This window comes from Faecalibacterium sp. An121, from assembly GCF_002160915.1.
In the GTDB taxonomy this organism is placed as follows: domain Bacteria; phylum Bacillota; class Clostridia; order Oscillospirales; family Ruminococcaceae; genus Faecalibacterium; species Faecalibacterium avium.
This window is the reverse complement of the sequence record NZ_NFLM01000005.1, coordinates 106,970-130,829: the sequence shown is the minus strand read 5'-3', so window position 1 is coordinate 130,829 and position 23,860 is coordinate 106,970. Positions and strand designations below refer to the sequence as shown.

The 23,860-nt window shown below is 63.7% G+C and carries 21 protein-coding genes; 4 read left to right on the top strand and 17 right to left on the bottom strand.

What is annotated here, in order from left to right; translation table 11 throughout:
* Positions 1 to 12: 12 nt before the first annotated feature.
* The 4 genes from B5E66_RS04395 to B5E66_RS04380 all read right to left on the bottom strand — a co-directional run bounded on the left by B5E66_RS04395 (position 13) and on the right by B5E66_RS04380 (position 6,090).
* Positions 13 to 555: an HdeD family acid-resistance protein gene (locus tag B5E66_RS04395; protein ID WP_087229178.1), complete on the bottom strand. Its 543-nt coding sequence runs from the start codon at positions 553 to 555 to the stop codon at positions 13 to 15.
* The gene (gene ftsH, locus B5E66_RS04390; RefSeq protein WP_087229175.1) at positions 552 to 2,387 is read right to left on the bottom strand and encodes an ATP-dependent zinc metalloprotease FtsH; all 1,836 of its coding nucleotides are present in this window, start codon (positions 2,385 to 2,387) and stop codon (positions 552 to 554) included. Before ftsH ends, B5E66_RS04395 begins: the two co-directional genes overlap by 4 nt.
* Positions 2,388 to 2,548: 161 nt before the next feature.
* Positions 2,549 to 4,336 (bottom strand): ABC transporter ATP-binding protein, encoded by a 1,788-nt coding sequence (locus B5E66_RS04385; protein WP_087229172.1) that lies wholly within the window; start codon positions 4,334 to 4,336, stop codon positions 2,549 to 2,551.
* Entirely contained in the window at positions 4,333 to 6,090 is a 1,758-nt protein-coding gene (locus B5E66_RS04380) for an ABC transporter ATP-binding protein (protein ID WP_342394994.1), read from the bottom strand. Before B5E66_RS04380 ends, B5E66_RS04385 begins: the two co-directional genes overlap by 4 nt.
* A gap of 288 nt (positions 6,091 to 6,378) precedes the next feature.
* Between B5E66_RS04380 and B5E66_RS04375 the strand changes: the two genes are divergently transcribed.
* A complete protein-coding gene (locus tag B5E66_RS04375; protein WP_158098327.1) occupies positions 6,379 to 7,473 on the top strand; it encodes an SseB family protein in 1,095 nt (364 codons plus the stop codon).
* Between the two features lie 98 nt (positions 7,474 to 7,571).
* Positions 7,572 to 9,392, top strand: coding sequence for a molecular chaperone DnaK (gene dnaK, locus B5E66_RS04370; RefSeq protein ID WP_087229162.1), 1,821 nt, complete (start codon positions 7,572 to 7,574; stop codon positions 9,390 to 9,392).
* A 384-nt stretch (positions 9,393 to 9,776) separates the two neighbouring features.
* Here the strand turns inward: dnaK and B5E66_RS04365 are convergent, their stop codons facing one another.
* The 10 genes from B5E66_RS04365 to B5E66_RS04320 form a co-directional block, all read right to left on the bottom strand.
* Positions 9,777 to 10,529, bottom strand: coding sequence for an amino acid ABC transporter ATP-binding protein (locus tag B5E66_RS04365; protein ID WP_446718500.1), 753 nt, complete (start codon positions 10,527 to 10,529; stop codon positions 9,777 to 9,779).
* A gap of 13 nt (positions 10,530 to 10,542) precedes the next feature.
* Positions 10,543 to 11,253 (bottom strand): amino acid ABC transporter permease, encoded by a 711-nt coding sequence (locus B5E66_RS04360; protein WP_087229155.1) that lies wholly within the window; start codon positions 11,251 to 11,253, stop codon positions 10,543 to 10,545.
* Between the two features lie 194 nt (positions 11,254 to 11,447).
* Positions 11,448 to 12,329: a transporter substrate-binding domain-containing protein gene (locus tag B5E66_RS04355; protein WP_242958082.1), complete on the bottom strand. Its 882-nt coding sequence runs from the start codon at positions 12,327 to 12,329 to the stop codon at positions 11,448 to 11,450.
* A 339-nt stretch (positions 12,330 to 12,668) separates the two neighbouring features.
* The gene (locus tag B5E66_RS04350) at positions 12,669 to 13,244 is read right to left on the bottom strand and encodes a nitroreductase family protein (protein WP_087229149.1); all 576 of its coding nucleotides are present in this window, start codon (positions 13,242 to 13,244) and stop codon (positions 12,669 to 12,671) included.
* Positions 13,245 to 13,265: 21 nt separating this feature from the next.
* Entirely contained in the window at positions 13,266 to 14,309 is a 1,044-nt protein-coding gene (locus B5E66_RS04345) for a DmpA family aminopeptidase (RefSeq protein ID WP_087229146.1), read from the bottom strand.
* A 63-nt stretch (positions 14,310 to 14,372) separates the two neighbouring features.
* Complete coding sequence (gene metA, locus B5E66_RS04340) at positions 14,373 to 15,296, bottom strand: homoserine O-acetyltransferase MetA (RefSeq protein WP_087229143.1); 924 nt, start codon at positions 15,294 to 15,296, stop codon at positions 14,373 to 14,375.
* Positions 15,297 to 15,326: 30 nt separating this feature from the next.
* Positions 15,327 to 16,601: an O-acetylhomoserine aminocarboxypropyltransferase/cysteine synthase family protein gene (locus B5E66_RS04335; protein WP_087229140.1), complete on the bottom strand. Its 1,275-nt coding sequence runs from the start codon at positions 16,599 to 16,601 to the stop codon at positions 15,327 to 15,329.
* A gap of 65 nt (positions 16,602 to 16,666) precedes the next feature.
* A complete protein-coding gene (locus tag B5E66_RS04330) occupies positions 16,667 to 17,323 on the bottom strand; it encodes a methionine ABC transporter permease (RefSeq protein WP_087229137.1) in 657 nt (218 codons plus the stop codon).
* The gene (locus tag B5E66_RS04325) at positions 17,320 to 18,333 is read right to left on the bottom strand and encodes a methionine ABC transporter ATP-binding protein (protein WP_087229134.1); all 1,014 of its coding nucleotides are present in this window, start codon (positions 18,331 to 18,333) and stop codon (positions 17,320 to 17,322) included. The genes B5E66_RS04330 and B5E66_RS04325 overlap by 4 nt, the downstream gene beginning before the upstream one ends.
* A gap of 21 nt (positions 18,334 to 18,354) precedes the next feature.
* Entirely contained in the window at positions 18,355 to 19,227 is an 873-nt protein-coding gene (locus tag B5E66_RS04320; protein WP_087229131.1) for a MetQ/NlpA family ABC transporter substrate-binding protein, read from the bottom strand.
* An 862-nt stretch (positions 19,228 to 20,089) separates the two neighbouring features.
* On the opposite strand from B5E66_RS04320, the gene B5E66_RS04315 reads away from it, so the two are divergent.
* Together B5E66_RS04315 and B5E66_RS04310 are read left to right on the top strand one after the other, a co-directional pair.
* On the top strand, positions 20,090 to 20,878 hold the full coding sequence (locus tag B5E66_RS04315; RefSeq protein WP_087229128.1) for a threonine/serine exporter family protein: 789 nt from the start codon (positions 20,090 to 20,092) through the stop codon (positions 20,876 to 20,878).
* Positions 20,875 to 21,330: a threonine/serine exporter family protein gene (locus B5E66_RS04310; protein ID WP_087229125.1), complete on the top strand. Its 456-nt coding sequence runs from the start codon at positions 20,875 to 20,877 to the stop codon at positions 21,328 to 21,330. The genes B5E66_RS04315 and B5E66_RS04310 overlap by 4 nt, the downstream gene beginning before the upstream one ends.
* Positions 21,331 to 21,445: 115 nt before the next feature.
* On the opposite strand, the gene B5E66_RS04305 is transcribed toward B5E66_RS04310, so the two are convergent.
* The 3 genes from B5E66_RS04305 to B5E66_RS04295 are packed head-to-tail and all read right to left on the bottom strand — an operon-like array spanning position 21,446 to position 23,715.
* A complete protein-coding gene (locus B5E66_RS04305; protein ID WP_087229122.1) occupies positions 21,446 to 22,033 on the bottom strand; it encodes a flavin reductase family protein in 588 nt (195 codons plus the stop codon).
* Positions 22,030 to 23,007, bottom strand: a complete 978-nt coding sequence (locus tag B5E66_RS04300) for a glycosyltransferase family 2 protein (RefSeq protein WP_087229119.1) — start codon at positions 23,005 to 23,007, stop codon at positions 22,030 to 22,032. The genes B5E66_RS04305 and B5E66_RS04300 overlap by 4 nt, the downstream gene beginning before the upstream one ends.
* 27 nt (positions 23,008 to 23,034) lie before the next feature.
* On the bottom strand, positions 23,035 to 23,715 hold the full coding sequence (locus tag B5E66_RS04295) for a Crp/Fnr family transcriptional regulator (protein ID WP_087229116.1): 681 nt from the start codon (positions 23,713 to 23,715) through the stop codon (positions 23,035 to 23,037).
* Positions 23,716 to 23,860 lie beyond the last annotated feature (145 nt).

The following is a 23,860-nucleotide window of genomic DNA, read 5'->3' as shown; positions in this document are numbered from 1 at the left end:
GAAAACCGGGCTTTACCACCTCGACCCCATATTGGTGAAGGCCATGATGATGCTGTCGATGCCGAAGGCGATCAGGCAGAAGGCCACCAGATATCCCACCGTGAAGAAGGTGAGGAAGGGCTCGAACAGCATCAGGAAGCCCAGCACCAGGCCCAGGATGTTGACGATCATGGTGAACCAGTAATAGAACTCGCCGGCCATAAAGCGGATCAGGCCGGTATGGGTCAGGCGGGAGATGCAGTGGGTGATGAACCACAGGGGGAACAGCAGAGCCACGATCCACTCGGCGATGCCCGGAAAGGCCAGCAGCACGATGCCGGTCATGATGCTGAGGATGCCCGACACCAGAGAGACCGCCGGGCCAAAGCCGGTGAACCGCTCCTCTTTGATGTAAAGGATGATGTCGCAGATGCCGGTGATCACCGCCGCCACGCCGTACAGCACAGCGATGCCGGTGAATATGCTGCGGGGATTCATAAAGGTGAACACCCCCAGCAGGATCAGGCAGATGCCCATGATGAACTGGCTCCAGCCAAAACCGGAACGCCCTCTCATTGCGCTGCGCCTCCTTCGTTGTCCTGGCCGAGCAGCTGCATGAACTCCTCGCCGGTGATGGTCTCTTTCTCGTAGAGGTACTGGGCCAGGCGGTCCAGGGCGGAGCGGTTCTCCTCCAGGATCTTTTTGGCCTTGGCGTGCTGGGCTTTGACCAGGCCGATCACCTTGTGGTCGATCTCCTTCTGGATCTCAGCCGAACAGGCCAGGGAGGTATCCCCGCCCAGATACTGGTTGCTGACCGTTTCAAAGGCCACCATGTCAAAGTCGCTGTTCATGCCGTAGCGGGTGATCATGGCCCGGGCCAGCTTGGTGGCCTGTTCGATGTCGTTGGACGCGCCGGTGGTGATCTGCCCAAAGACCACTTCCTCGGCGGCCCGGCCGCCGGTCAGGGTGGCGATCTTGTTTTCCAGCTCTTCTTTGGTCAGCAGGTTCTTGTCGGCCTGCTCCACCTGCATGGTGTAGCCCAGCGCGCCCGAGGTGCGGGGGATGATGGTGATTTTCTGCACCGGGGCGGAGTTGGTCTGCTTGGCGGCCACCAGGGCATGGCCGATCTCATGGTAGGCCACCACACGCTTTTCCTGGTCGGAGAGGATGGCGTTCTTTTTCTGGTAGCCCGCGATCACCACCTCGATGCTCTCCTCCAGGTCGGCCTCGGTGACGGTGGTGCGGCCGGCCCGCACCGCCCGCAGGGCGCCCTCGTTGATGATGTTGGCCAGTTCGGCGCCCGAGGTGCCGGCGGCCATCCGCGCAATGGTATGGAAGTCCACGTCGGGGGCGGTCTTGATCTTGCGGGCGTGCACCTTCAGGATGGCCTCACGGCCCTGCAGGTCGGGCAGCTCCACCGGCACCCGCCGGTCGAACCGGCCCGGACGGGTCAGGGCAGGGTCCAGGGATTCGGGGCGGTTGGTGGCCGCCAGGATGATCACGCCGTTGTTGTCCTCAAAGCCGTCCATCTCGGTCAGCAGCTGGTTCAGGGTCTGCTCCCGCTCGTCGTTGGTGCTGAGCTGGCCGTCCCGCTTTTTGCCGATGGCGTCGATCTCATCGATAAAGACGATGCAGGGGGCTTTTTCTTTTGCCTGCTTGAACAGGTCGCGCACCTTGGAAGCGCCCATACCCACAAACATCTCCACAAACTCCGAACCCGAGATCGAGAAGAAGGGGACCCCCGCCTCGCCGGCCACGGCTTTGGCCAGCATGGTCTTGCCGGTGCCCGGAGGGCCTACCAGCAGCACGCCCTTGGGCATGGATGCGCCCACGTCGGTGTACTTTTTGGGGTTGTGCAGGTAGTCCACGATCTCGGCCAGGTTCTCTTTGGCCTCATCCTCGCCCGCCACATCCGAAAAGCGGATGCCGTCGGAGGACTGGACGTAGATCCGGGCGTTGGATTTGCCCATCCCGAAGGACATGGAATTTTTGCCGCCCATCTGTTCCATCAGCTTTTTGCCCATGTACTGGCCCAGGCCGATGAAGATGACCAGGGGCAGCACAAAGGTCAAAAGGAACCTGAGCACCGGGGAACCGTCGCTGCCGAGGTTGGTGGCAAAGACGGCGTCCGCATCGTGGAGCCGCTCGGCCAGGGTGGGGTCGTACATGACGCCGGTCTGGTACAGCTGGGTGTTGTCTTTGTTGGTGAAGGTGATCTCGGTGTCGGTGATCTCCACCTGCCCGATGTCCTTGTCCTCGATCATATCCATAAAGGTGCCGTAATCCACCGTATCGATCTGGGGCTGCATCAGAATGGGCGGCACCAGCAGATTGAACAGAAACAGGATGGCCAGCACCAGGACATAGTAGTAGATCAGGGGCTTTTTGGGGCTCTTGACTTCTTTCATGGTATGTCTCCTCCTCTGTCGTTGATTGTACGCTAACGTACAATTTGGTTACGGTCTAAGTTTAATCCCGACATACGGCAGGAGGATGGATAAAATGTAAAAAATGTGATAACAAAACCGCCCCCGCGGCCAAACAGCAGCAGGGGCGGAAACGAGAAACGTCAGGTGGCGGGGCGTTCGGCCTGCTCGAACTGGCTGTTGTACAGCCTGGCATAGAAGCCGTCCCGGGCCAGCAGCTGATCGTGGGTGCCCTGTTCCACGATGTGGCCGTCCTGCATCACCAGGATGACGTCCGCCTCCCGGATGGTGGACAGGCGGTGGGCCACGATGAAGCTGGTGCGGCCCTCCATCATTTTGGCAAAGGCTTTCTGGATGCGCACCTCGGTGCGGGTGTCGATGGAGCTGGTGGCCTCGTCCAAAATCAGCATGGGGGGCAGGCAAAGCATCACCCGGGCGATGCACAGCAGCTGTTTCTGGCCCTGGCTGATGTTGCCGCCGTTCTCGGCCAGGACGGTGTCGTAGCCCTGGGGCAGCCGGCAGATGAAGCTGTGGGCGTGGGCGGCTTTGGCCGCCGCCTCGATCTCCTGTAAGGTGGCGTCGGGCTTGCCGTAGGCGATGTTTTCCCGGACGGTGCCCGCCCGCAGCCAGGTATCCTGCAGCACCATGCCGTAGCTGCCCCGCAGGGAAGCCCGGGTAGCCTGGCGGATGTCGGTGCCTGCCACCGCGATGCTGCCCCCGTCCACATCGTAAAAGCGCATCAGCAGATTGATGAGGGTGGTCTTGCCGCAGCCGGTGGGGCCTACGATGGCAATGCGCTGGCCGGGCTGCACCTCCAGGTTGAAATGGTCGATGAGGGGACGGTCGGGCAGGTAGCGGAAGGAGACGTCTTTCAGGCTGACGCGGCCGTCGGGCGCCAGGGTGACGGCGCCGGGGGCCTCGGGGACCTGGTCGGGCGCGTCCAGCAGGGCAAAGACCCGGGACGCGCAGGCCAGGGCGTTCTGCAGCTCGGTGACCACCCCCGAGATCTCGTTGAAGGGCTTGGCGTACTGGTTGGCGTAGCTGAGAAAGACGCTGAGCTGGCCGATGGTGATGCCCCCGGCCACCGCATAGAAGGCGCCCACCAGGCCCACCCCTGCGTAGACGATGTTGTTTACAAAGCGGGTGGCAGGGTTGGTCAGGCTGGAAAAGAAGGTAGCTTTCAGGCTGACTTCTCCCAGGCGCTGGTTCACCTCGTCGAAGGCGGCCAGGCTGTCGGCCTCATGACCAAAGGCCTGTACCACCTTCTGGCCCTCGATCATCTCGTTGACCAGGGCGGTCTGCTCGCCGCGGACGGCGCTCTGGCGGTGGAAGTAGCCATAGGAGTGGTTGGCGATGAAGGCCGCCACCACCAGGCTGAGGGGGGTGATCAGTACCACCACCAGGGAGATGAGGACGTTCTCCCGGAACATGAACAGCAGGGTGCCCAGAATGGTCAGTACCCCCGAGAACAGCTGGGTAAAGCCCATCAGCAGGCCGTCGGCGAAGGTGTCCACATCGGCCACCATCCGGCTGACGATATCCCCTGCGGGGTGGCTGTCCAGATAGGACAGGGGCAGGGACTGGATCTTGTGGATGGCGTCATTGCGTAGATCCCGTGTGACCGAGAAAGTGATCTTGTTGTTGCAGACACTGAGCACCCACTGGGCCAGGGCGGCCAGGACCATCACCGCCAGGATCTGCAGGATGATCCCCCACACGCCGCTGCGGTCCACCTGGCCGGGGCCCAGCATCCGGTCGATGGCGTCGCCGCACAGCAGGGGGATATACAGCTGGGCCGCCACGCTGGCCGCCGCCACAAACAGGCTGGCCGCCACAAACAGGCTGTAAGGCCGGATGTAGGCCAGGACCCGGCGCAGGGCCGCCCGGCTTTCCGCCGAGGAGAGGACCGGTTTCTTTTTGGGCCGCTTCATCCCTGTACGCCTCCTTTCACAAGCTCAGAGGGCCGCTTGAACTGGCTCTCGTAGATCTCCTGGTAGACGGGGCAGCGCTCCAGCAGCTCTTTGTGGCTGCCGCAGCCCACCATGTGGCCGTCGTCCAGCACCAGGATGCGGTCGGCGTGCTGCAGGCTGGCGGCACGCTGGCTGACGATAAAAACGGTCATCGAGCCGGGCAGGGCGGCGATGGCCTTGCGCAGGGCTGCGTCGGTGGCAAAGTCCAGGGCGCTGGCGCTGTCGTCCAGGATCAGGATATCGGGGCTGCTGACCAGGGCCCGGGCGATGGTCAAGCGCTGGCGCTGCCCGCCCGAAAAGTTCTGGCCGCCCTGTTCCACCGGCTCGTCCAGGCCCAGGGGCTTGGCGCGGACAAAGTCGGCGGCCTGGGCCGTCTCCAGCGCGGCCCACAGCTGCTCGTCGGTGGCCTGGGGGTTGCCCCACAGCAGGTTGGAGCGGATGGTGCCGGTGAACAGCTGGGCCTTCTGCATCACGATCCCCACCCGGCGGCGCAGCATCTCCCGGGGCCAGGCGGCGGCCGGCCGGCCGAACAGGTCCACCTGGCCCTGGGTGGCGTCGTAGAACCGGGGGATCAGGCTGACCAGGCTGGATTTGCCTGCGCCGGTGCCTCCGATCACTCCGATGGTCTCTCCCTGACGGGCGGTGAAGGTGATGCCGGTCAGGCTGGGGGCGCCCGCCCCTGCATAGGTCAGGCCCACATGGTCGAAGCGGACCGCCTCGGCGGCGCGGGCCGGATCCACGCGGCCCTCGGGCATCTGGGGGAAGGCCATGCCGGGCTTGGTGTCCAGCACCGCCTGGACCCGGGCTGCGCTGGCCAGGGCTTTGCTGATCTGGACGATCAGGTTGGCCAGTTTGACCAGCTCCACCAGGATCTGGTTCATATAGTTCACCAGGGCGATCAGATCGCCCGGGGCCATGCCGCCCGCGTCGATCTCGATGGCGCCGGTGTACAGCAGGGCCACAATGGCCAGGTTGATGATGACATAGGTCAGGGGGTTGGACAGGGCCGACAGGTGCCCCACCCGCAGCTGCAGGTCGGTCAGCTGGCCGTTGGTCTGCTCAAAGCGGGACGTCTCGCTGGCCTCTTTGCCGAAGGCCCGCACCACCCGCACGCCGGTCAGGTTCTCGCGGGTCAGGCCCAGCACCCGGTCCAGCCGGGCCTGTACGTTTTTGTAGAGGGGGGAGGTGACCGCCATGATCGAGAACACCACCACCGACAGCACCGGGATGGTGACCACAAAGATGAGGGCCGCCCGGAAATTGACGGTGAAGGCGCACACCATGGCGCCCACCACCACGAAGGGGCTGCGCAGGAAAAGCCGCAGGAACATATTCAGCCCGCCCTGTACCAGGTTGATGTCGCTGGTCATCCGGGTGATGAGGGTGCTGGTTCCGATGGTGTCCATCTCGGAAAAGCCCAGCGACTGGATGTGGGCGAACAGGGCATGGCGGAGGGCGGTGGCAAAACCCACCGCCGCCTTGGCCGAAAAATACTGGGCGGTGACGCTGCAGGCCAGGCCCACCAGGGCCAGCGCCAGCAGCAGGCCGCAGCGGGTGAGGATATAGCGGCTGTCGTGGGCGGCGATCCCCACGTTGACGATGTCGGCCATCACCAGAGGCACCAGCAGGTCAAAGCAGGCCTCCAGCATCTTGAAAAGGGGGGCGATGACGCTCTCCTTTTTGTAGCCGTTGAGATAAACAAGCATCCGATTCAAGTGATAAACGCTCCTTTCCCGGGGCTTTCCTGTGCGGTCGCACTTTATGATACTGCTCTATTATACCGCGGCGGGCGCCAAATGTCACCGCACAGGACCGCATTTTCTGAGGTTTTTGGCCAAAGAGGGGATAAAGGCCCGCCGGCGCTCGCCCCACCCTGTTGAGAAAACGGGAAAATCCTGCTATACTGGAACAAATACAGGCAGGAGGTCACCCAAGGGATGGCAAGCGGAAAGAAGCATATCCGGTACAGGCCGGTCAAACGAAACAGGAAGGGGGCAGCGTCGATGCTGCAATACAGCCCGGTGTTCACCGGATGCCCGGCGGTGGAGCTGGCCATCCGGCGGCTGTACGAGTCCGACGATGAACACCGGGAGACCCGGTTCTGGGGTCTGGTGCGGGGGCTGAATTACGCTTTGCAGATGCAGACCCGGGTGCTGGTGCCGGTGCAGCTGTCGGGCGCAAAGCCGCAGGGAGAATTCAGCTGGGCCCAGGACCCCATCCCGCCCGAGAAGGCCCGGGGCCTGTCCTACTGGACCCTGACCACCCCCAAAAAGATCAAGATGCTGCCGGTGTTCACCCGGCCCGAGGAAGCGGACGCCAACCCCGCCACCCTGGGACTGCCCATGGCGGAGCTGCCCCTGGAGCAGGTGATGGAGGAGACCCTGGCCCGTCAGGACCTGACCGGGCTGGTGGTCAACCCGTGGGGCCGTTCGGCCTCTCTGGAAAAGGGTTTGCTGAAAGGGCTGCTGCGGGCCTCCGACCCCGAGGACAGCCCCGGGGAAGCTCAGGTGCGCCAGGGGGTGCAGCTGGCGGCCCAGGGCCAGTGGGAAGCGGCCCGTGCCCTGTTTGAGGAAGCTGCCGCGGCCGGCTGCACCGAGGGGGTGCGCCGTCTGGCAAACTGCTGCGACCAGGGCCTGGGCGGCCCCCGGAACCGGCGCAGGGCCATGACCCTGTGGAAAAAGGCTGCCGCCGCAGGGGACGTGCTGGCCCAGATCGCCCTGGGGGACCGGTATGGCGCAGGGACGGCCCGCATCCCCGCCGACCCGGGCAAGGCCCTGATGGCTTACCGCAAGGCCCGGTCCATGGCCGAGCTGGAACTGGATATCACCACATGGCCGGTGGTCTGCCTGCGCCTGGCCCAGTCGGAGGAGTGCGGGGTGGACCTGGAGCACACCGGCTGTCTGCTGGCCGAAGCGGTGCACGGGCTGCATATGCTCTGCCGGGAAGAAAAAGACCCCGACGCCTGCCGGGAGCTGCACGCCGCCGCACAGGCCATGGAGCGGTACATCCGCAAGATGTACGCCGGAGCGGCCGGCCTGCAGGAGATGCTGGCCCGCCTGGCCGAGCAGGCGAACACAGATTCTTTACATTTCAGCTGAAAAACAGCCACAATCCTACGGTACAATAGAACAGGATATTTGATCGGGCGCTGCGGGCGCAGCCTGCGGCCCAGGAAGAAAAAGAGAGGATTGCACATATGGGCAAAGTGATCGGGATCGATCTTGGCACCACCAACTCCTGTGTGGCGGTGGTGGAAGGGGGAAAGCCGGTGGTCATCACCAACGCGGAAGGAGAGCGCACCACCCCCTCGGTAGTGGCTTTCACCAAGGACGGCGAGCGTCTGGTGGGCGGCGCGGCCAAGCGCCAGCTGGCCACCAATGCGGGCCGCACCATATCAAGCATCAAGCGCCGGATGGGCAGCGACTACCGGGTCCGGATCGACGGCAAAGACCTGACCCCTCAGGAGATCAGCGCCATGATCCTGTCCAAGCTGCGGCGGGACGCCGAGAGCTATCTGGGCGAGAAGGTGTCCGAGGCGGTGATCACGGTGCCCGCCTACTTTGACGACAGCCAGCGCAAGGCCACCCAGGATGCAGGCCGCATCGCGGGGCTGAACGTGCTGCGGATCATCAACGAGCCCACCGCCGCCGCCGTGGCCTATGGTCTGGACAACGAGGCGCCCCAGAAGATCCTGGTCTACGATCTGGGCGGCGGCACCTTCGACGTCTCCATCATCGAGATCGAGGACGGCACCTTTACGGTGCTGGCCACCGGCGGCGATACCCGGCTGGGCGGCGATGACTTTGACGGCCGGATCGTGGACTGGCTGGTGCAGGAGTTCAAAAAGAGCGACCGCATCGACCTGACAAAGGACCCCGCCGCCATGGGCCGCCTGAAAGAGGAGGCCGAAAAGGCCAAGAAAGAGCTGTCCAGCGCCCCTTCGGCCCAGATCAACCTGCCCTTTATCGCGGTGGGCCGGGACGGCCCCCACCACATCGACGCCACCCTGACCCGGCCCCAGTTCGAGATGATGACCGCTGACCTGCTGGCCCGGACGGTAGAGCCGGTGAACAACGCCCTGCGGGATGCGGGCCTTTCGGCCGCCGACCTGGGACGGGTGCTGCTGGTGGGCGGCAGCACACGGATGCCCGCGGTGGCCCGCCAGGTCAAGGAGCTGCTGGGCCAGGAGCCCAGCCATACCCTCAACCCCGACGAGTGTGTGGCCATGGGCGCGGCCATCCAGGGCGGCCTTTTGCAGGGAGGCGGCAAGCTGGCCGGCGCCACCGGCGCGGCAGCCCAGGGCCTGGTGCTGATGGATGTCACCCCCCTGACCCTGTCCATCGAGACGCTGGGCGGGGTCGCCACCCCCCTCATCACCCGCAACAGCATGATCCCCACCCGCAAGAGCCAGATCTTTACCACGGCGCGGCCCATGCAGACCTCGGTGGAGATCAACGTCCTGCAGGGGGAGCGCCGCTTTGCCAAGGACAACAAGTCCCTGGGTAAGTTCAAGCTGGGAGGCATCCGGGCGGGCTTTTCCTCCAAGCCCCAGATCGAGGTCACCTTTGACATCGACGTCAACGGCGTGGTGAAGGTCTCGGCCAAAGACCTGGGCACCGGCCGGGAGCAGAACATCACCATCACCGGCTCCACCAACCTCTCCGAGAGCGAGATCCAGCGGGCCATGGCCGACGCGGCCGCCTACGAGGCCGAGGACAGCCGCCGCAAGGGCCGTCTGGAACTCCACAACCAGGCCGAGATCCTGGCCTACAAGGTGGACGAGGCCCTCTCCAAGTGCAAAAAGGAGATCGACAAGGAGGAAAAGAACCGCGTCAAGACCGACCTTTCCAACCTCCGCCGCTGCATCCGCAAGGACCACCCCGAAAAGATGAACGACAACGAGGAAGCTTCCCTGCGCCAGGCCAAGGAGACCCTGGAGGCCAGCGCCAGCCATCTGATGATCCTCTACACCCAGCAGACCGGCGAGGGCAATGCAGGCTCCGGCGAGAGTCTGTGAGCGACAAGCCCAAAAGAAGGCCCGGCGCCTGTCCAAACAGGCGGCCGGGCATTTTTGCGGACCGGTTGCTTTATGCTTTAGAAGTATGCTATACTAAATAAAACACGCCGGGCCAACCCGCCGGCCGGACGAAGGAGTCTGCCGTCCCATTCCCGTGTGCAGGAGAGGCGGCGGGACGGAGAGGGCAGGGAGGAGGTGAAACGCGATGTCACCCACCATCATGGTCGGGGCCAGCGTGGTCCTGAACGTCGTCATGAACCTGCTGCGCTGCGGCTGCTACCTGGCCGTCATCCTGGCCTGCATCAAATACCTGCGCAGCAAATGAACCAAAAAGCCCCGGCGCTCTTGTGCAACACGCACAGGAACGCCGGGGCTTTGACCTTTTTACAGCATTTTGGAGAGGAATGCTTTCAGACGGGGGTTCTTGGGGTTCTCGAACAGCTCCTGGGGCGGCTCGTCCTCCTGGATGACGCCCTCGTCGATGAAGATGACCCGGTTGGACACCTCCCGGGCAAAGCCCATCTCGTGGGTGACCACCAGCATGGTGATGCCGGTGTGGGCCAGCTCTTTCATCAGGGCCAGCACCTCGCCCACCATTTCGGGGTCCAGGGCGCTGGTGGGCTCGTCGAACAGGATGACGTCGGGGTCCATGGCCAGGGCCCGTGCAATGGCGATGCGCTGCTGCTGGCCGCCCGACAGGCTGGCGGGGTAGGCCGAAGCCTTGTCCGACAGGCCCACCCGGGCCAGAAGCTCGTCGGCCCGTTTGGCGGCCTCCTCCTTGGTCTTGAGGTTGAGCAGGGTGGGGGCCATGCACAGGTTCTCTTTCACCGTCATGTGGGGGAAAAGATTGAAGTGCTGGAACACCATCCCCATCTTCTGGCGGAGCTTGTCGATGTGGGCCTCGTCCACCTCCACCCCCTCAAACTTGATGGAGCCGCCGGTGGGCTTTTCCAGCCGGTTGAGGCACCGCAGGAAGGTGGATTTGCCGCAGCCCGAGGGGCCGATCAGGCAGACCACGTCGCCCCGGTAGATGTCGATGTCAATGCCTTTCAGCACGTCCAGGGTGGGGGTCAGGCCCTTGTAGCCGCGCTTTTTCTCGCCGCCGTAGGTCTTTTTCAGGCCGCGTACTTCGATGATCTTTTCGGTCGATTTACCGGTCACTGCGGGCCAGCCTCCCTTCCATGTGGTTGAGCAGCTTCTCCAGGAACAGCACCATCACCAGGTAGATCAGAGCCACCGAGATGTAGGGGAAGAAGGTGCTGTATGTGCGGCTGCGGACGATGTCGCCGGCCTTGGTCAGGTCCTGCAGGGCGATATAGCCGCTGATGGAGGTCTCCTTCAGCAGGACGATCAGCTCGTTGCCCAAAGCGGGCAGCACGTTCTTGACCGCCTGGGGAAGGATGATCTTCCAGGTGGCCTGGGTGTAGTTCAGGCCCAGGCTGCGGGCGGCCTCCATCTGTCCCGGAGGCAGGCTCATGATGCCGCTGCGGAAGATCTCGGCCACATAGGCGCCGCTGTTGATGCCAAAGGCCAGGATGGCCACCGGCACCTTGCCGATGTTCACCGAGCCGAAGATGACAAAGTACATGATCAACAGCTGGATCATGGTGGGGGTGCCGCGGATGACAGTCAGATACAGCTTGCACACGCCGTTCAGGATGCGCAGGTGGCCGGTCTGGTCATGGGTGGTACGGATGTACGCGATGATAAAGCCCAGCACCACGCCCAGGGCCGCTGCCGCAAAGGCAACGATCAGGGTGGTTTTCAGGCCGTTCAGGAAGAGCAGGTAGCGCTGCTCCTCGATGAAGGTGGAGACGAACTCGCTGGAAAGTTCCTCCCATAGGTTTTGGAAAAATGCCATGAACTTCCCTCCTTGGCGGGGCGGACAGGGGTGAATATGCATATTTTTTGAATTTTTATGCATATATACATAAAGAGAAGGGACAGAGCCGGGATTCGCACCTGGGCTCTGTCCACTGCATCTCTTATAAAACCACAAAAACCGCAGTTTGTAAAGAGTTTTTTCTCTTTTTAAGCCGCAGATCGTCCGGCTGCTTACTTCAGCACGATGATGGACTGGGCGGCGGTGCAGTAGGTATCGGTGAAGTCGATCTGCTCCTGACGCTCGGGGGTGACGGTCATGCCGGCCATGCCGAAGTCGGCCTTGCCGCTGTTGACAGCCGCGATGATGGAGTCGAACTCCATATCCTCGATGTGCAGGTCATAGCCCAGCTTGTCGCACAGAGCCTTGGCAAACTCGGCGTCGATGCCCACGATCTCACCGTTCTCGATGTACTCATAGGGATCAAAGGTGGCGTTGGTGGCCATCACCAGGGTACCGTTGGGGTACTCGGTGCCTTCGGGGGAGACATAGCCCTCGGCGCCCTCCACCTTGGCGATGTACTTGTCCAGGATGGCGTCCAGGGTGCCGTCCTCTTTCAGCTCGGCGATGGCGCCGTTCAGCTGCTCGGTCAGGTCAGCGTTGTCCTTGCTGACGGCGATGGCGTAGCTCTCTTCGGCGAAAGCGGTGTCCAGGGTGGTCAGCTCATCGGGGTTGGCAGCCACAAAGTTCTTGGCCACCTGGTCGTCGATGCACACGGCGTCGATCTTGTTGGTCAGCAGGGCCTGCACGGCGTCGGCGGCCTTGTTGTACTGCTCCACGCCGGCGATGCCCAGCTTGTCCTCGCCTTCGCCCACTTCCTCGCTCATCAGCAGGTCGCCGGTGGTGCCCAGCTGGACGCCAACGGTCTTGCCGGCCAGATCCTCCAGGCTCTGGATGGCCTGGGTGGAAGCGGAAGCGGCGTCGGATGCAGCAGACGCAGCAGAGCTGGCGGTGCTGGAAGCGGTGGAAGAGCTGGTGCTGGAGCAAGCGGTCAGCACCAGGGCGGCGGACATACCTGCGGCCAGCAGGAAGCTGCGGCGAGAGATCTTCTTCATATTCATACACTCCTCTTGTTATCCTAAAGCATAAGACGGGCACTGGGCCCGCAGGCCGCAAACAGACGATGCGGCGACAACACCGGGCATCTTCCCGGCAACAATTTGTAGTATAGTTTTTACAAAATCAAATGTCAAGCCTTGTGCAGAAAAGAGGAAGAATTGAAACCGATTTGAGATAACTTATGCAAAGTTCGACCAAAAACTGCGAATATATGCAGTGCATGACCTGCGGCAGCGATGCTGGGCCGGTCGGTCAACGGTCAAAAAAGTCCCGTCCGGCCGACGCGTGCGGATGGACGGGACATATACGGGACGGACAGCCAAGCTGAGCTGCGCTCACAGATACCGTGCGATCTCCTCTGCACTGCGCTTGGGCACACAGTAATCCCGGTTCTCGTCCAGGTAGTACTTGATGCCGGTGCTCTCGGTCATGGGGACCACATGGCTGGCGTGGGCCGGGTAGCCCAGGGCCACCATCGAGTGCAGTTTTTCGGTCTCGGCCAGACCCAGCAGCTGCGCCAGGCGGGGCCGGTCGATGGCACCCATGATGCAGCTGCCCACCCCTTTGGCCCAGGCGGCCAGGGTCAGGTTGGCCAGGGCGATGCCGGTGTCGGTATCCAGGTCGCCGGGGATGGTGGTGTCCTGCACCACTGCCACAAAAAGGGTGGGCTGCTGGCCGGGGGCCGGGACGCCCTGTTCGGCAGGCAGGTAGGCCGCCCATTTGACCAGGGGCTGCACCCGGGCCACATCCTCGGGCCGGGCCACGATGACCAGCCGCACGGCCTGGCGGTTGGCCCCGCAGGAGGACAGCCGCACCGCCTCCACCATATCGTGGATCACGTCGGCAGGCACCGGCTTTGGATCAAACCGGCGGTAGGTGCGGCGGGTGGCGAGAAGCTGCATGATGTCCATAATGGGTCTCCTTTCACAAATTCAGTGCCCGGCTTCCTGCAACAGGTCCGCCAGGCTGCGGACGGTCAGGCCGCCCCGGCCGGTGACAGTCTCGGCGTGGAGCAGGGAAGAAAGCACGCTCTCCTCCACGCACTCGGCCGCCGCCCGGAACAGCAGGTCGATCTTGGTTTCCCCCACCGCCTGCAGGCTGAGTAGGCTCTGCTGGGGGTAGTGAGGGATCTTGTTGGCCGTGGAAAAGGCGATGACGATCTCGCCGCTGCCGTTGCCGCAGTAGGAACCGGTGCGGCTCAGGCCCACGATGGCCCGGCGGGCCACCCGGCCCAGCTGGCGGCAGGTGAGGGGGATGTCGGTGGCCAGCACCGTGATGATGGAGCCCTTGTCCTGGTGGGGCGCCACCTGGGGCAGCTGGCCCAGACGCTGGGCGATGGGCACTCCCGCCAGGATGAGGTCGTCAAAGCGGGCATGGTTGGAGAGGACCAGCGCCCCCAGATGGAAGGACTGGCCGTCCAGCTCCACCACCCGGGAGGAGGAGCCGATGCCCCCCTTCAGCCCGTGGCAGCGCATCCCGCGGCCGGCGCCCACGGCGCCCTCGGCAAAGTCGGCCCGGCAGTCAGCCAGGGCGGCCAGGGCGTCAGCCTCGGTGACGTGCAGGCCCCGGATATCGTTCAGGCCGCTGTCGTTGCACTCGCACACCACCGGGTTGACGCTGCCGGTGCTCTCACAGATGTCGGGGCAGCGCTCCAGCATATACCGCACCAGGGCGGTGGCCGCGGTGCCCACGCTGAGGGTGTTGGTGAACAGGATGGGGGTCTCAAGGGTGCCCAGCTCGTCGATCTGCACCAGGCCGATGGTCTTGCCAAAGCCGTTGATGACGCAGCTGGCCGCCGCTACCTTTTGGTGGAAGGTGTCCCCGGGGTGGGGCAGCAGGGCGGTGACGCCGGTCTGCACCTCCCCCTGTGCCAGGGTGCAGTGGCCCACCGTCACCCCCGGCACGTCGCTGATCTTGTTGCGGGGGCCATGGGGCATGGTGCCCACACGGAACCCCCAACGGGCTTCTATACCCATAAAAGTACCTCCTGCACAAAGCAGGCCCGGCCCCAACAGGGCGGTCGGGAAACCGGGCCGTTTTCAGACGCTGTCCATGGTGTCCAGGTCGTAGGGTGTGTTCTGGTAGACGTAGTAGTTCAGCCAGTTGGAGTAGAGCAGGTGGGCATGGGCCCGCCAGCGGAACAGGGGGCTCTGGCTGGGATCGTCGCCGGGATAGTAGTTTTGGGGCACCGCGATGGGCAGGCCCTTGGCCAGATCCCGGCGGTATTCGGTGTCCAGTGTCAGCTTGTCGTATTCGGGGTGGCCGGTGACAAAGATCTGCCGCCCGTTCTCGGTGCTCAGCAGGTAGGGGCCGGCCTGGTCGCTGGCAGCCAGGACCCGCAGTTCGGGCCGGGCCTGTACATCGGCCACGCAGATGCCGGTGTGGCGGCTGTGGGGCGCGTAGAACACCTCGTCAAAGCCGCGCACCAGGGGATTTGCGGGGCGCAGCACCCGGTGGGGGAAGATGCCGAACATCTTTTGGGGCAAAAGCTCCTTGCGCACGCCGTAGTGGTGGTAGAGGGCCGCCTGGGCCCCCCAGCACACATGCAGAGTGGAATAAACGTTGGTCTTGCTGTACTCCATGATCTCGCACAGCTCGGGCCAGTAGTCCACCTGCTCGAAGGGGATGGTCTCCACCGGCGCGCCGGTGATGATCATGCCGTCGAACCGCCGGCCCCGCACCTCGTCAAAGGTCTTGTAAAAGGCCTCCAGATGGGCGGGGGAGACATGGGTGGCGGAGTGGCTGGCCGTTTGCAGCAGGGTCATGTGGACCTGCAGGGGACTGTTGGCCAGCAGCCGCGCGATCTGGGTCTCGGTGGCGATCTTGGTGGGCATCAGGTTGAGGATGGCGATCTCCAGCGGCCGGATGTGCTGGGAAAGGGCCCGCTCCCGGTGCATGACAAAGATATTTTCGGCATACAGGGCCTGGTAGGCCGGCAGGGATTTGGGGATGATCAGGGGCATGGCGCAGCCTCCTTTGTGCGGGCTGGAGGCTCAGACCTTGTCCAGAGCCTGGGCGATGTCGGCGATCAGGTCTTCGCTGGCCTCCAGGCCGCAGCTCATCCGCACCAGCTCGGCGGGGACGCCGGCGGCCTTCAGCTGCTCATCGTTCATCTGCCGGTGGGTGCTGGAGGCGGGATTCAGGCAGCAGGTGCGCGCATCGGCCACATGGGTCTCGATGGCGGCCAGCCGCAGGGACTTCATGAAGGTGCTGGCTGCCTCGCGGCCCCCTGCCAGCCCAAAGGACACCACGCCGCAGCTGCCATGGGGCAGGTACTTCTGGGCCAGGGGATAGTAGGGGCTGGACTCCAGTCCGCAGTAGTCCACATAGGCCACCTTGGGGTGCTGTTCCAGGAAGCGGGCCACCGCCAGGGCGTTCTCGCAGTGACGGGCCATCCGCACATGCAGGCTCTCCAGGCCCAGGTTGAGGATGAAGGCCGACTGGGGGGACTGACAGCAGCCAAAGTCCCGCATCAGCTGGGCGGTCGCCTTGGTGATGAAAGCGCCCTCCCGGCCGAACCGCTCGGCGTAGGTGATGCCGTGGTAGCTCTCGTCGGGGGTGCACAGGCCGGGGAATTTGTCGGCGTGAGCCATCCAGTCAAACTTGCCGCTGTCCACGATGGCGCCGCCCACCGCTGCGCCGTGGCCGTCCATATACTTGGTGGTGGAGTGGGTGACGATGTCGGCGCCCCACGCAATGGGCTGGCAGTTGACCGGGGTGGGGAAGGTGTTGTCCACGATCAGGGGCACCCCGTGTGCATGGGCGGCATGGGCAAACTTTTCGATGTCCAGCACGGTCAGGGCGGGGTTGGCGATGGTCTCGCCGAACACGGCCTTGGTGTTGGGACGGAAGGCGGCGTCCAGCTCTTCCTCGGTGCAGGTGGGGGACACGAAGGTCACATCGATCCCCATTTTGGCCATGGTGACCGAGATCAGGTTGAAGGTGCCGCCGTAGATGGTGGAGGAGGAGACGATGTGGTCCCCGCACTGGCAGATGTTGAACAGGGCGAAGAAGTTGGCCGCCTGCCCGCTGGAAGTCAGCATGGCGGCGGTGCCCCCCTCCAGGGCGGCGATCTTGCGGGCCACCGCGTCACAGGTGGGGTTCTGCAGCCGGGAATAGAAGTAGCCGTCGGCTTCCAGGTCGAACAGCTTGCCCATATCCTCGCTGGTGTCGTATTTGAAGGTGGTGGACTGGATGATGGGGATCTGGCGCGGCTCGCCGTTGCCGGGGGTGTAGCCCCCCTGCACGCAGATGGTATCGCGGTTCATGGCAAAGACTCCTTTCGTGACAAATCTTGTCGGATCGTTTTATAGACGACGTTATAAACGGATGGTTATTTTTTCAGGCGCTTGTCGCTGTGGTTGGCCAGGGCGGTGCCCACGGTCTGGAACAGCTGCACCAGCACGATCAGCAGCACCACGGCGATCAGCATGATGTCGGCCTGGTAGCGGTAGTAGCCGTAGGAAATGGCGATCTTGCCCAGGCCGCCGCCGCCGATGGCGCCCGACATGGCCGAATAGCCCAGGATGGTGGTCAGGGCGGTGGTCATGCTGGAGACAAGGCCGGGCAGGCTTTCGGGGATCATCACCTTGGTGATGATCTGGAAGGGGGTGGCCCCCATGCTCTGGGCCGCCTCGATGACGCCGGCGTCCAGCTCCCGCAGGCTGGTCTCCACCAGCCGGGCCACAAAGGGGAAGGAGGCCACCACCAGAGGCACGATGGTAGCGTTGGTGCCCACGGTGGTGCCGATGATCAGCCGGGAGAGGGGGAACACGCAGATCATCAGGATCAGGAAGGGGATGCTGCGCAGGATGTTGATGACGATGTTCAGCCCGTGCATCAGCCAGCCGGGCAGAGGCAGAACGCCGTCCTTGTCCCCGGCCACCAGAAGCACGCCCAAGGGCAGCCCCAGCACCAGGGCAAACGCGGTGGAGAGCACCGTGATATAAAAGGTCTCCCACACGGCAAAAGCGAAATCATAGACGGTCACAGGCCGGACACCTCCTCAACAGTCACACCGGGCTGGGCTTTCATATAGGCAACGGCCTGGCGGGCCGCCTCCACGTCCCGGGGCAGACGCAGCAGCATACTGCCAAAGCACTGGGCGTTCAGGTCGCGGGTATCGGCGCTGAGCACGCTGACCAGGATGCCGGTATCGGCAGCCAGGCTGGCCACCAGGGGCTTCTCGGTGGAGGAGCCGTTGAAGGTCAGGCGCACCACATGGTCGTCGGGCGCAAAGGAAGCCAGCTCCCGGGAGGCCTTGCCCCCGCCGGGCGCCACCAGACGGCGGGCCGCCGGGGTCTTGGGCCGGGCAAAGATCTCCTGCACCGACCCTTCTTCCACCACGCGGCCGTGGTCCAGGATGGCCACACGGTCACAGATGGCCTCCACCACGCTCATCTGGTGGGTGATCACCACCACCGTGATGCCCAGTTTCTGGTTGATCTGCCGGATCAGGGTCAGGATGGAGCGTGTGGTGTCGGGGTCCAGGGCGCTGGTGGCTTCGTCGCACAGCAGTACCTTGGGGTCGGTGGCCAGGGCCCGGGCGATGGCCACCCGCTGACGCTGGCCGCCCGAGAGCTGGGCGGGGTAGGCCTCTGCCTTGTCGGGCAGGCCCACCGTCTGCAGCAGCTCCCGCGCGCGCTTTTCAGCATCGGCCTTTTTGACGCCGGCCAGCTCCATGGGAAAACAGACGTTTTTCAGGCAGGTGCGCTGCATCAGGAGGTTGAACTGCTGGAAGATCATGGCGATCTTCTGGCGGCGCTGGCGCAGCTGGGCAGGGGTCAGGGATTCCATCGCGGTGCCGTCGATCACCACCGAACCCTGGGTGGGCCGCTCCAGCAGGTTGATGCAGCGCACCAGGGTGCTTTTGCCCGCCCCCGACATACCGATGATGCCGTAGATCATCCCGTCGGGGATGGTCAGGTCGATATCCTGCAGCGCCTCCACGGCGCCGTCCTTCATCTGGAAGGTCTTGGACAGATGCTTGATCTCAATCACGACAAGTGCTCCTTCGCGTTATCAGCCAAAGATGGCGTCCAGGCTGGTCTGCTTGCCCCCGTAGATGCCCATGGGCTCCACATGGATGCCTGCCACCGTCACCAGGTGGGTGCCGTTCTGCTCATTGAAGTCGTCCAGGTAGGGCTGGTGCTGGAAGTAGTTGGTGTCCACCTGGCCGTCCTCCACCACCGTGTTGGGGATGATATAGTCATCAAACTCCTGGATATCCAGGGTGATGCCCTTAGCCTCCAGGATGGGCACGCACACCTCCAGCACTTCGCAGTGGGGGGCGGGGGTGGCGGCGCAGCTGATGGTCTGGCCGTTCAGGGCCTCGTAGTCCACGGTGGGATCGTAGCCGTCGGTGGGGTTTTCCACCACCGACACCACGGCGCCCTTGTACTGCTCGGCCATATAGTCCTTCACCTGCTGGCTCTGCAGGGCGGCGGCCAGGGCCTTGATGAGGGGCAGCTCCTGGTTGCCCTCCTTGCACACCAGCACGTTGACGTAGTCGGAGGTGCCGTCCTCCATGGCCAGCGCCTGGGTCATGGGGTCCAGCCCGGCGGGGATGGCATAGTTAGAGTTGATGACGGCGTAGTCCTCATCCTGCAGCACGTTGGGCACCTGGGCGGCCTCCACCTCGTCGATCACCACATTGTAGGGATTCTCCACGATGTCGTTTTTGGTGGCGGTGATGCCGGCGTCCTCGCTGAGGGTGAAGAAGCCGTTCTTCTCCAGCAGCCGCAGGGCGCGGGCCTCGTTGGTGGTGTCGTTGGGCACTGCGATGTGGAACTGGGTGCCGTTGGCGGAGCCGCCTGCGCCACAGGCGGCCAGGGCGGCGGCTGCGGCAGCCGCGCCGGTGACTTTCAGGAAATTGCGGCGAGTGATCTTGGACATAATGAAACTCCTCTTTTCATAAAGTTGGATGATGGGCCGGGGCGGAAAAGAAAAACTCCCGTCCCCACAGGTCCAAAAAACCTGCAAGGACGGGAGCAGAATGCTTCCGTGGTACCACCTTGGTTTACCGCCCCCTTGCGGGGTACGGCCTCGATGCTGCGGCGGCAGGGCGGACCCATGGCGCGACAGCCGGACGCTGTAACGGGCGCACCCGTCGCAGGCTTGGCGCTCTTGCCCCTCGCCCGCGCGGCTCCGAGACCATTTTCAGCCCCCTGTTCCCCGCCTGCTCTCACCGTTCAGGCTCTCTGGTAGAGGTCAATGCGAAGGCCTACTCTTCTCTTCACAGCCAATTTTATGATATCGTTTTTATTGTAGCCGCGTCGGGCTGTTTTGTCAACAGGCAAAAGCAAATCTTTTTTGCCCAGACTGTCAAAAAAGTCCTGTCCAGCCGACATGTGCGGATGGACAGGACACATACAGGGAAATTTGGCGCTGAGAGTGTGCGAGCCGCTTTGCGGCGAGTGCGCGGTTCAGCGCCAAATTTTGTCCCCAGGGACTGCGAAGCTGAGGCGCGTCCTGCGGACGAAACAGCCGAAGCGGAGCAGGGGCCGCGGTCTGCTTTTCGCAAGCGCCCGCCGTGGCGCGCCGCGAAAACAGGGAACCGCAACCACCAGGGGGAAGGAATTTCTGCCCCGCGACTGCGGGCAGAAATGGGTTCCCCTTGGAGCGTGTCGTTTTTCGACACGCTGAGCAAATCTTTTTTGCCAACTCCTGCCCTTGAGATGCGGCGGCCTTCGTGGTAAAGTATAGGCAGACGACGCGAGGGGAGCTATGCGCCCCCGCAAAACGATAGGAGGAGCGTATGGCGCAGCCCATTCAGCTTTATCCCGACGGCGAGGAGCGCCGCCGGATCATGGATTTTATTATGGCGGCAGGGCAGACCCTGCTGGAGAACGGGGCGGAGGTGTTCCGGGCCGAGCAGACCATGCAGATCATGGCCCGCAGCCTGCACCTGCGGGAGTTCCACGTCTATGTGCTGACCAACGGCATCTTTGCCAGCGCCGGCACCGCCGAGATCAGCGAGGTGCGCAATGTGCCCCAGCGCACCATCCATCTGGGACGGGTGGCCGCCGTCAATGAGCTGTCCCGGGAGCTGGCGGCAGGACAGGTGGGCCTGGACGAAGCCGAGCGGCGCCTGGTGGCCGCGCGGCGGATCCCCTTCCCCAACGTCAAGGCCCAGGTGCTCAGCGGCACCGTGGGATCGGCGGCCTTTGCGCTGATGTTCGGCGGAGGGCTGGGGGAAGCTGCGGCCGCCGCCGCTGCGGGCTGCCTGGTCAGCCTTTACTTATGGACCTGCCGGCGGCTGCCGGCGCTGTTCCTCAAACTGACGGGGTCGGGGCTGATCACTCTGGTGTGCATCGCGGTGTGCGGGGCGCTGGGGGCCAGCGTCAACCATGCGGCCATCGGCGCGCTGATGATCCTGACCCCCGGCGTGGCCTTTACCATGTCCATCCGGGACTTTGTGAAAGGGGACTATCTCTCGGGCACCATCCGGATGATCGACGCGGTGCTGGTGGCCGCGTGCCTGGCCTGCGGCACCGGCCTTGTGCTGCGGGCTTATACCATGCTGACAGGGATGGTGGTCGTATGACGGCGCAGCAAGTGTTGGAGCTGGTGCGGCAGCTGTTCCTGGGCGGGGTGGGCACTTTGTGCTTTGGCATTCTGTTCGGCATCCCCCGCAAATGCTACCTGGCCTGCGCCGCCACCGGCGCGGTAGGCTGGCTGACCTATGAGCTGGCCGTCATGCTGGGGATCGGGGCAGTCACCGCCAACCTGCTGGCGGCCATCCCCCTGACGCTGCTGGCTCGCATCTTTGCCATCACCCTCAAAGCCCCGGTGACGGTGTTTTTGCTGTGCGGCATCTTCCCCCTGGTGCCCGGCGCCGACATCTACTACACGGCCTATTACTTCATCCAGAACGACAACCTCCAGATGGCGGCCAGCGCCGCCGACACCGTTAAGATCGCCGCAGCCCTGGCCATCGGCATCTCCCTGGTGCTGGGCCTGCCCCTGCCCGGCCCCAAAGCCCGGAAGGACAAATGAAAGGGGATGCAGGCTGTCAAAATTTCTGATCCACACATAGAAAAGCGTGCCGTTTTCGACACGATGAAAGCCGGCAGGTCCCTGCCGGCTTTTGCTTTTTGCATGATAAGTGGTCTTATCGCTTTTTGGGGTGGGCGGGGCGCTTTTTGCGCACCGAATAGCCAAAGGTGCCGAGGCGCTTGCCCAAAGCCCGGTATTCTCCGTGGTTGTAGGCGATCAGGCCGGCCCGGTCCAGCCGGAGCTTGCCCTCGCTGTCCAGCAGGCTCTCGTCCACGCACACTCCTTCCACCACCGCCAGGAACAGCTCGTGGCTGCCCAGGGGGATGGTCTGGGTCACCCGGCACTCGAGGGCCAGAGGGCTTTCGGCCAGGATGGGGCAATCGGGATGGACGGTCCCCGGCTCGGCATGGAGGCCCAGGGCGGCGAACTTGTCCACATCCCGGCCGCTCTTGACCCCGCACCAGTCCACCGCCCGCACCAGCCCTTCGGTGGGCAGGTTGACCGCAAAGACGCCGCTGTCTTTGATCAGGCCGTAGCTGTACCGCTCGGGCCGGATGCTCACCGACACCATGGCGGGCCGGGTGCAGATGGTGCCCGCCCAGCCCACTGTGATCAGGTTGGGCTTTTCGATGCTGCCGCAGGACACCAGCACCGGGGGGACCGGGTTGAGAAGGGCCGCGCCCTTCCAGCTCTGTTTGCTCATCCGTGATACTTCCTTTCATAGGGCTGCCAGGTGCGCTCGCTGATGATATAGCGGGGCCGGGCTTTGGTCTCCATATAGATCTTGCCGATGTATTCCCCGATCACGCCCAGGCACACCAGCTGGATGCCGCCCATCAGACAGACGATGCAGATGGTGCTGGCCCAGCCTGCCACCGTGCTGCCCAGCACCCCCAGCACCACCGCCCAGACCACCCCGATGAAGCTCAGGATGCTGAACAGCAGCCCCACCCCGGTGATCAGCCGGATGGGTTTGTTGGACAGGCTGGTGATGCCGTCGAACGCCAGGCCCAGCATTTTGGACAGGGGATAGTGGCTTTCCCCGGCCAGGCGCTCATGGCGCTCGTAGGCCACCGTCTCACTGGGGAAGCCCGCCAGCGGCACCATCCCGCGCAAAAAGATATTCACTTCGTGGTAATCCGCAAAGTGCTCCAGCACCCGGGCGCTGATCAGCCGGTAGTCGGCGTGGTTGAACACGATGTCTGCGCCCAGCAGGTTCATCAGGTGGTAGAAGCCCTCGGCGGTGAACCGCTTGAAAAAGGTATCGGTATCCCGGCGGCTGCGTACCCCATACACCACCTCGGCCCCGGCCAGGTATTTGCGCACCATCTCGTCCATGGCGTTGATGTCGTCCTGGCCGTCGCAGTCGATGGAGATGGTCACATCGCACTGGTCTTTGGCCTCCATCAGCCCGGCCAGCACGGCGTTCTGGTGGCCCCGGTTGCGGCTTTGGCTGATGCCGATGTAGTGGGGGTCCTGCTGTGCGAACTGGCAGATCAGCTGCCAGGTGCGGTCTCTGGAGCCGTCGTTCACAAAGCAGACCCGGCTTTTGTCGCTGATGAGGCCCTGCGCCGTCAGATCCAGGATCTTGTGCAGAAACTGCGGCGCGGTGATGGGAAGCACTTCTTCTTCGTTGTAACAAGGAATGATGATCCAGAGGATCGGTTTTCCGCTCATGACAGATATTCTCCTTTTCGTGCAGGTTCACTGCGACAGCTTGCGCAGCCCGTCGGGGTCCCGCAGCTTGAAGCTGCTGCGGTAGGTGTCCAGAAGGCCCTCCCGCTGCATCCGGCCCAGTTCCCGGCTGAGGGCGCTGCGGTCGCAGTTGAGGTAGTCCGCCAGCTGGGCCCGGGTGAAGGGGATGCGGAAGGTCAGCTGCCCCGCCCGCTCGGCTTCACTGAGCAGGTAGGACGAGACCTTGGCCCGCAGGCTGCGCAGCAGCAGCAGATCCACCCGGCGGGCCAGCATGAAATATTTGTCGCTGATGGTGCGCACCAGGTTTTGCAGCACCAGCTGCTGGGCGGCGCTGCCGTCGGGGTGCAGCAGCCGCTGGTAGGGGATCAGCAGCACCTCACAGGGGGCCCGCGCGATGACGGTGACAGGGCTGCACAGGCTGGAGCCGCCCAGTACGTCTCCGTAGATCCCGCCGGGGCCCATCTGGGTGATGGGCAGGCGGCTGCCGTCGGGGGCCAGGCGCGCCGCCTCGATCCATCCCGACAGGATCACCCCCACGCAGTGGTTGGGCACGCCGGCCTGCACCAGTACTGCGCCCCGGTTGTAGCTGCGGCGTACCGCGCCGATCTGGGCCAGCAGCCCGGTCAGGGCCTCGGCCTCCAGCCCGCTGAACAGCGGGGTCGATTGTAAAAGGGTCAGTTCGTTTTGCATAGGCTTTTCCCACCAGCCGTGCCTGCCCCCGGATGGAAGGCGCTTGCAGGCTTTCTGTTGCGTGTGCAACGGTAATTTCCCTCTTATTATAGTAAAATGATGGCTGCAAAGCAAATGGTTTTGTGCATTTTTTGAAAATTGTAAA

Coding starts and splice junctions, on each gene's coding strand:
- B5E66_RS04395 (WP_087229178.1), bottom strand. CDS start 555: ATGAGAGGGCGTTCCGGTTTTGGCTGGAGCCAGTTCATCATGGGCATC.
- ftsH (WP_087229175.1), bottom strand. CDS start 2,387: ATGAAAGAAGTCAAGAGCCCCAAAAAGCCCCTGATCTACTACTATGTC.
- B5E66_RS04385 (WP_087229172.1), bottom strand. CDS start 4,336: ATGAAGCGGCCCAAAAAGAAACCGGTCCTCTCCTCGGCGGAAAGCCGG.
- B5E66_RS04375 (WP_158098327.1), top strand. CDS start 6,379: ATGCTGCAATACAGCCCGGTGTTCACCGGATGCCCGGCGGTGGAGCTG.
- dnaK (WP_087229162.1), top strand. CDS start 7,572: ATGGGCAAAGTGATCGGGATCGATCTTGGCACCACCAACTCCTGTGTG.
- B5E66_RS04360 (WP_087229155.1), bottom strand. CDS start 11,253: ATGGCATTTTTCCAAAACCTATGGGAGGAACTTTCCAGCGAGTTCGTC.
- B5E66_RS04355 (WP_242958082.1), bottom strand. CDS start 12,329: ATGAAGAAGATCTCTCGCCGCAGCTTCCTGCTGGCCGCAGGTATGTCC.
- B5E66_RS04350 (WP_087229149.1), bottom strand. CDS start 13,244: ATGGACATCATGCAGCTTCTCGCCACCCGCCGCACCTACCGCCGGTTT.
- B5E66_RS04345 (WP_087229146.1), bottom strand. CDS start 14,309: ATGGGTATAGAAGCCCGTTGGGGGTTCCGTGTGGGCACCATGCCCCAT.
- metA (WP_087229143.1), bottom strand. CDS start 15,296: ATGCCCCTGATCATCCCCAAATCCCTGCCGGCCTACCAGGCCCTGTAT.
- B5E66_RS04335 (WP_087229140.1), bottom strand. CDS start 16,601: ATGAACCGCGATACCATCTGCGTGCAGGGGGGCTACACCCCCGGCAAC.
- B5E66_RS04320 (WP_087229131.1), bottom strand. CDS start 19,227: ATGTCCAAGATCACTCGCCGCAATTTCCTGAAAGTCACCGGCGCGGCT.
- B5E66_RS04315 (WP_087229128.1), top strand. CDS start 20,090: ATGGCGCAGCCCATTCAGCTTTATCCCGACGGCGAGGAGCGCCGCCGG.
- B5E66_RS04310 (WP_087229125.1), top strand. CDS start 20,875: ATGACGGCGCAGCAAGTGTTGGAGCTGGTGCGGCAGCTGTTCCTGGGC.
- B5E66_RS04305 (WP_087229122.1), bottom strand. CDS start 22,033: ATGAGCAAACAGAGCTGGAAGGGCGCGGCCCTTCTCAACCCGGTCCCC.
- B5E66_RS04300 (WP_087229119.1), bottom strand. CDS start 23,007: ATGAGCGGAAAACCGATCCTCTGGATCATCATTCCTTGTTACAACGAA.
- B5E66_RS04295 (WP_087229116.1), bottom strand. CDS start 23,715: ATGCAAAACGAACTGACCCTTTTACAATCGACCCCGCTGTTCAGCGGG.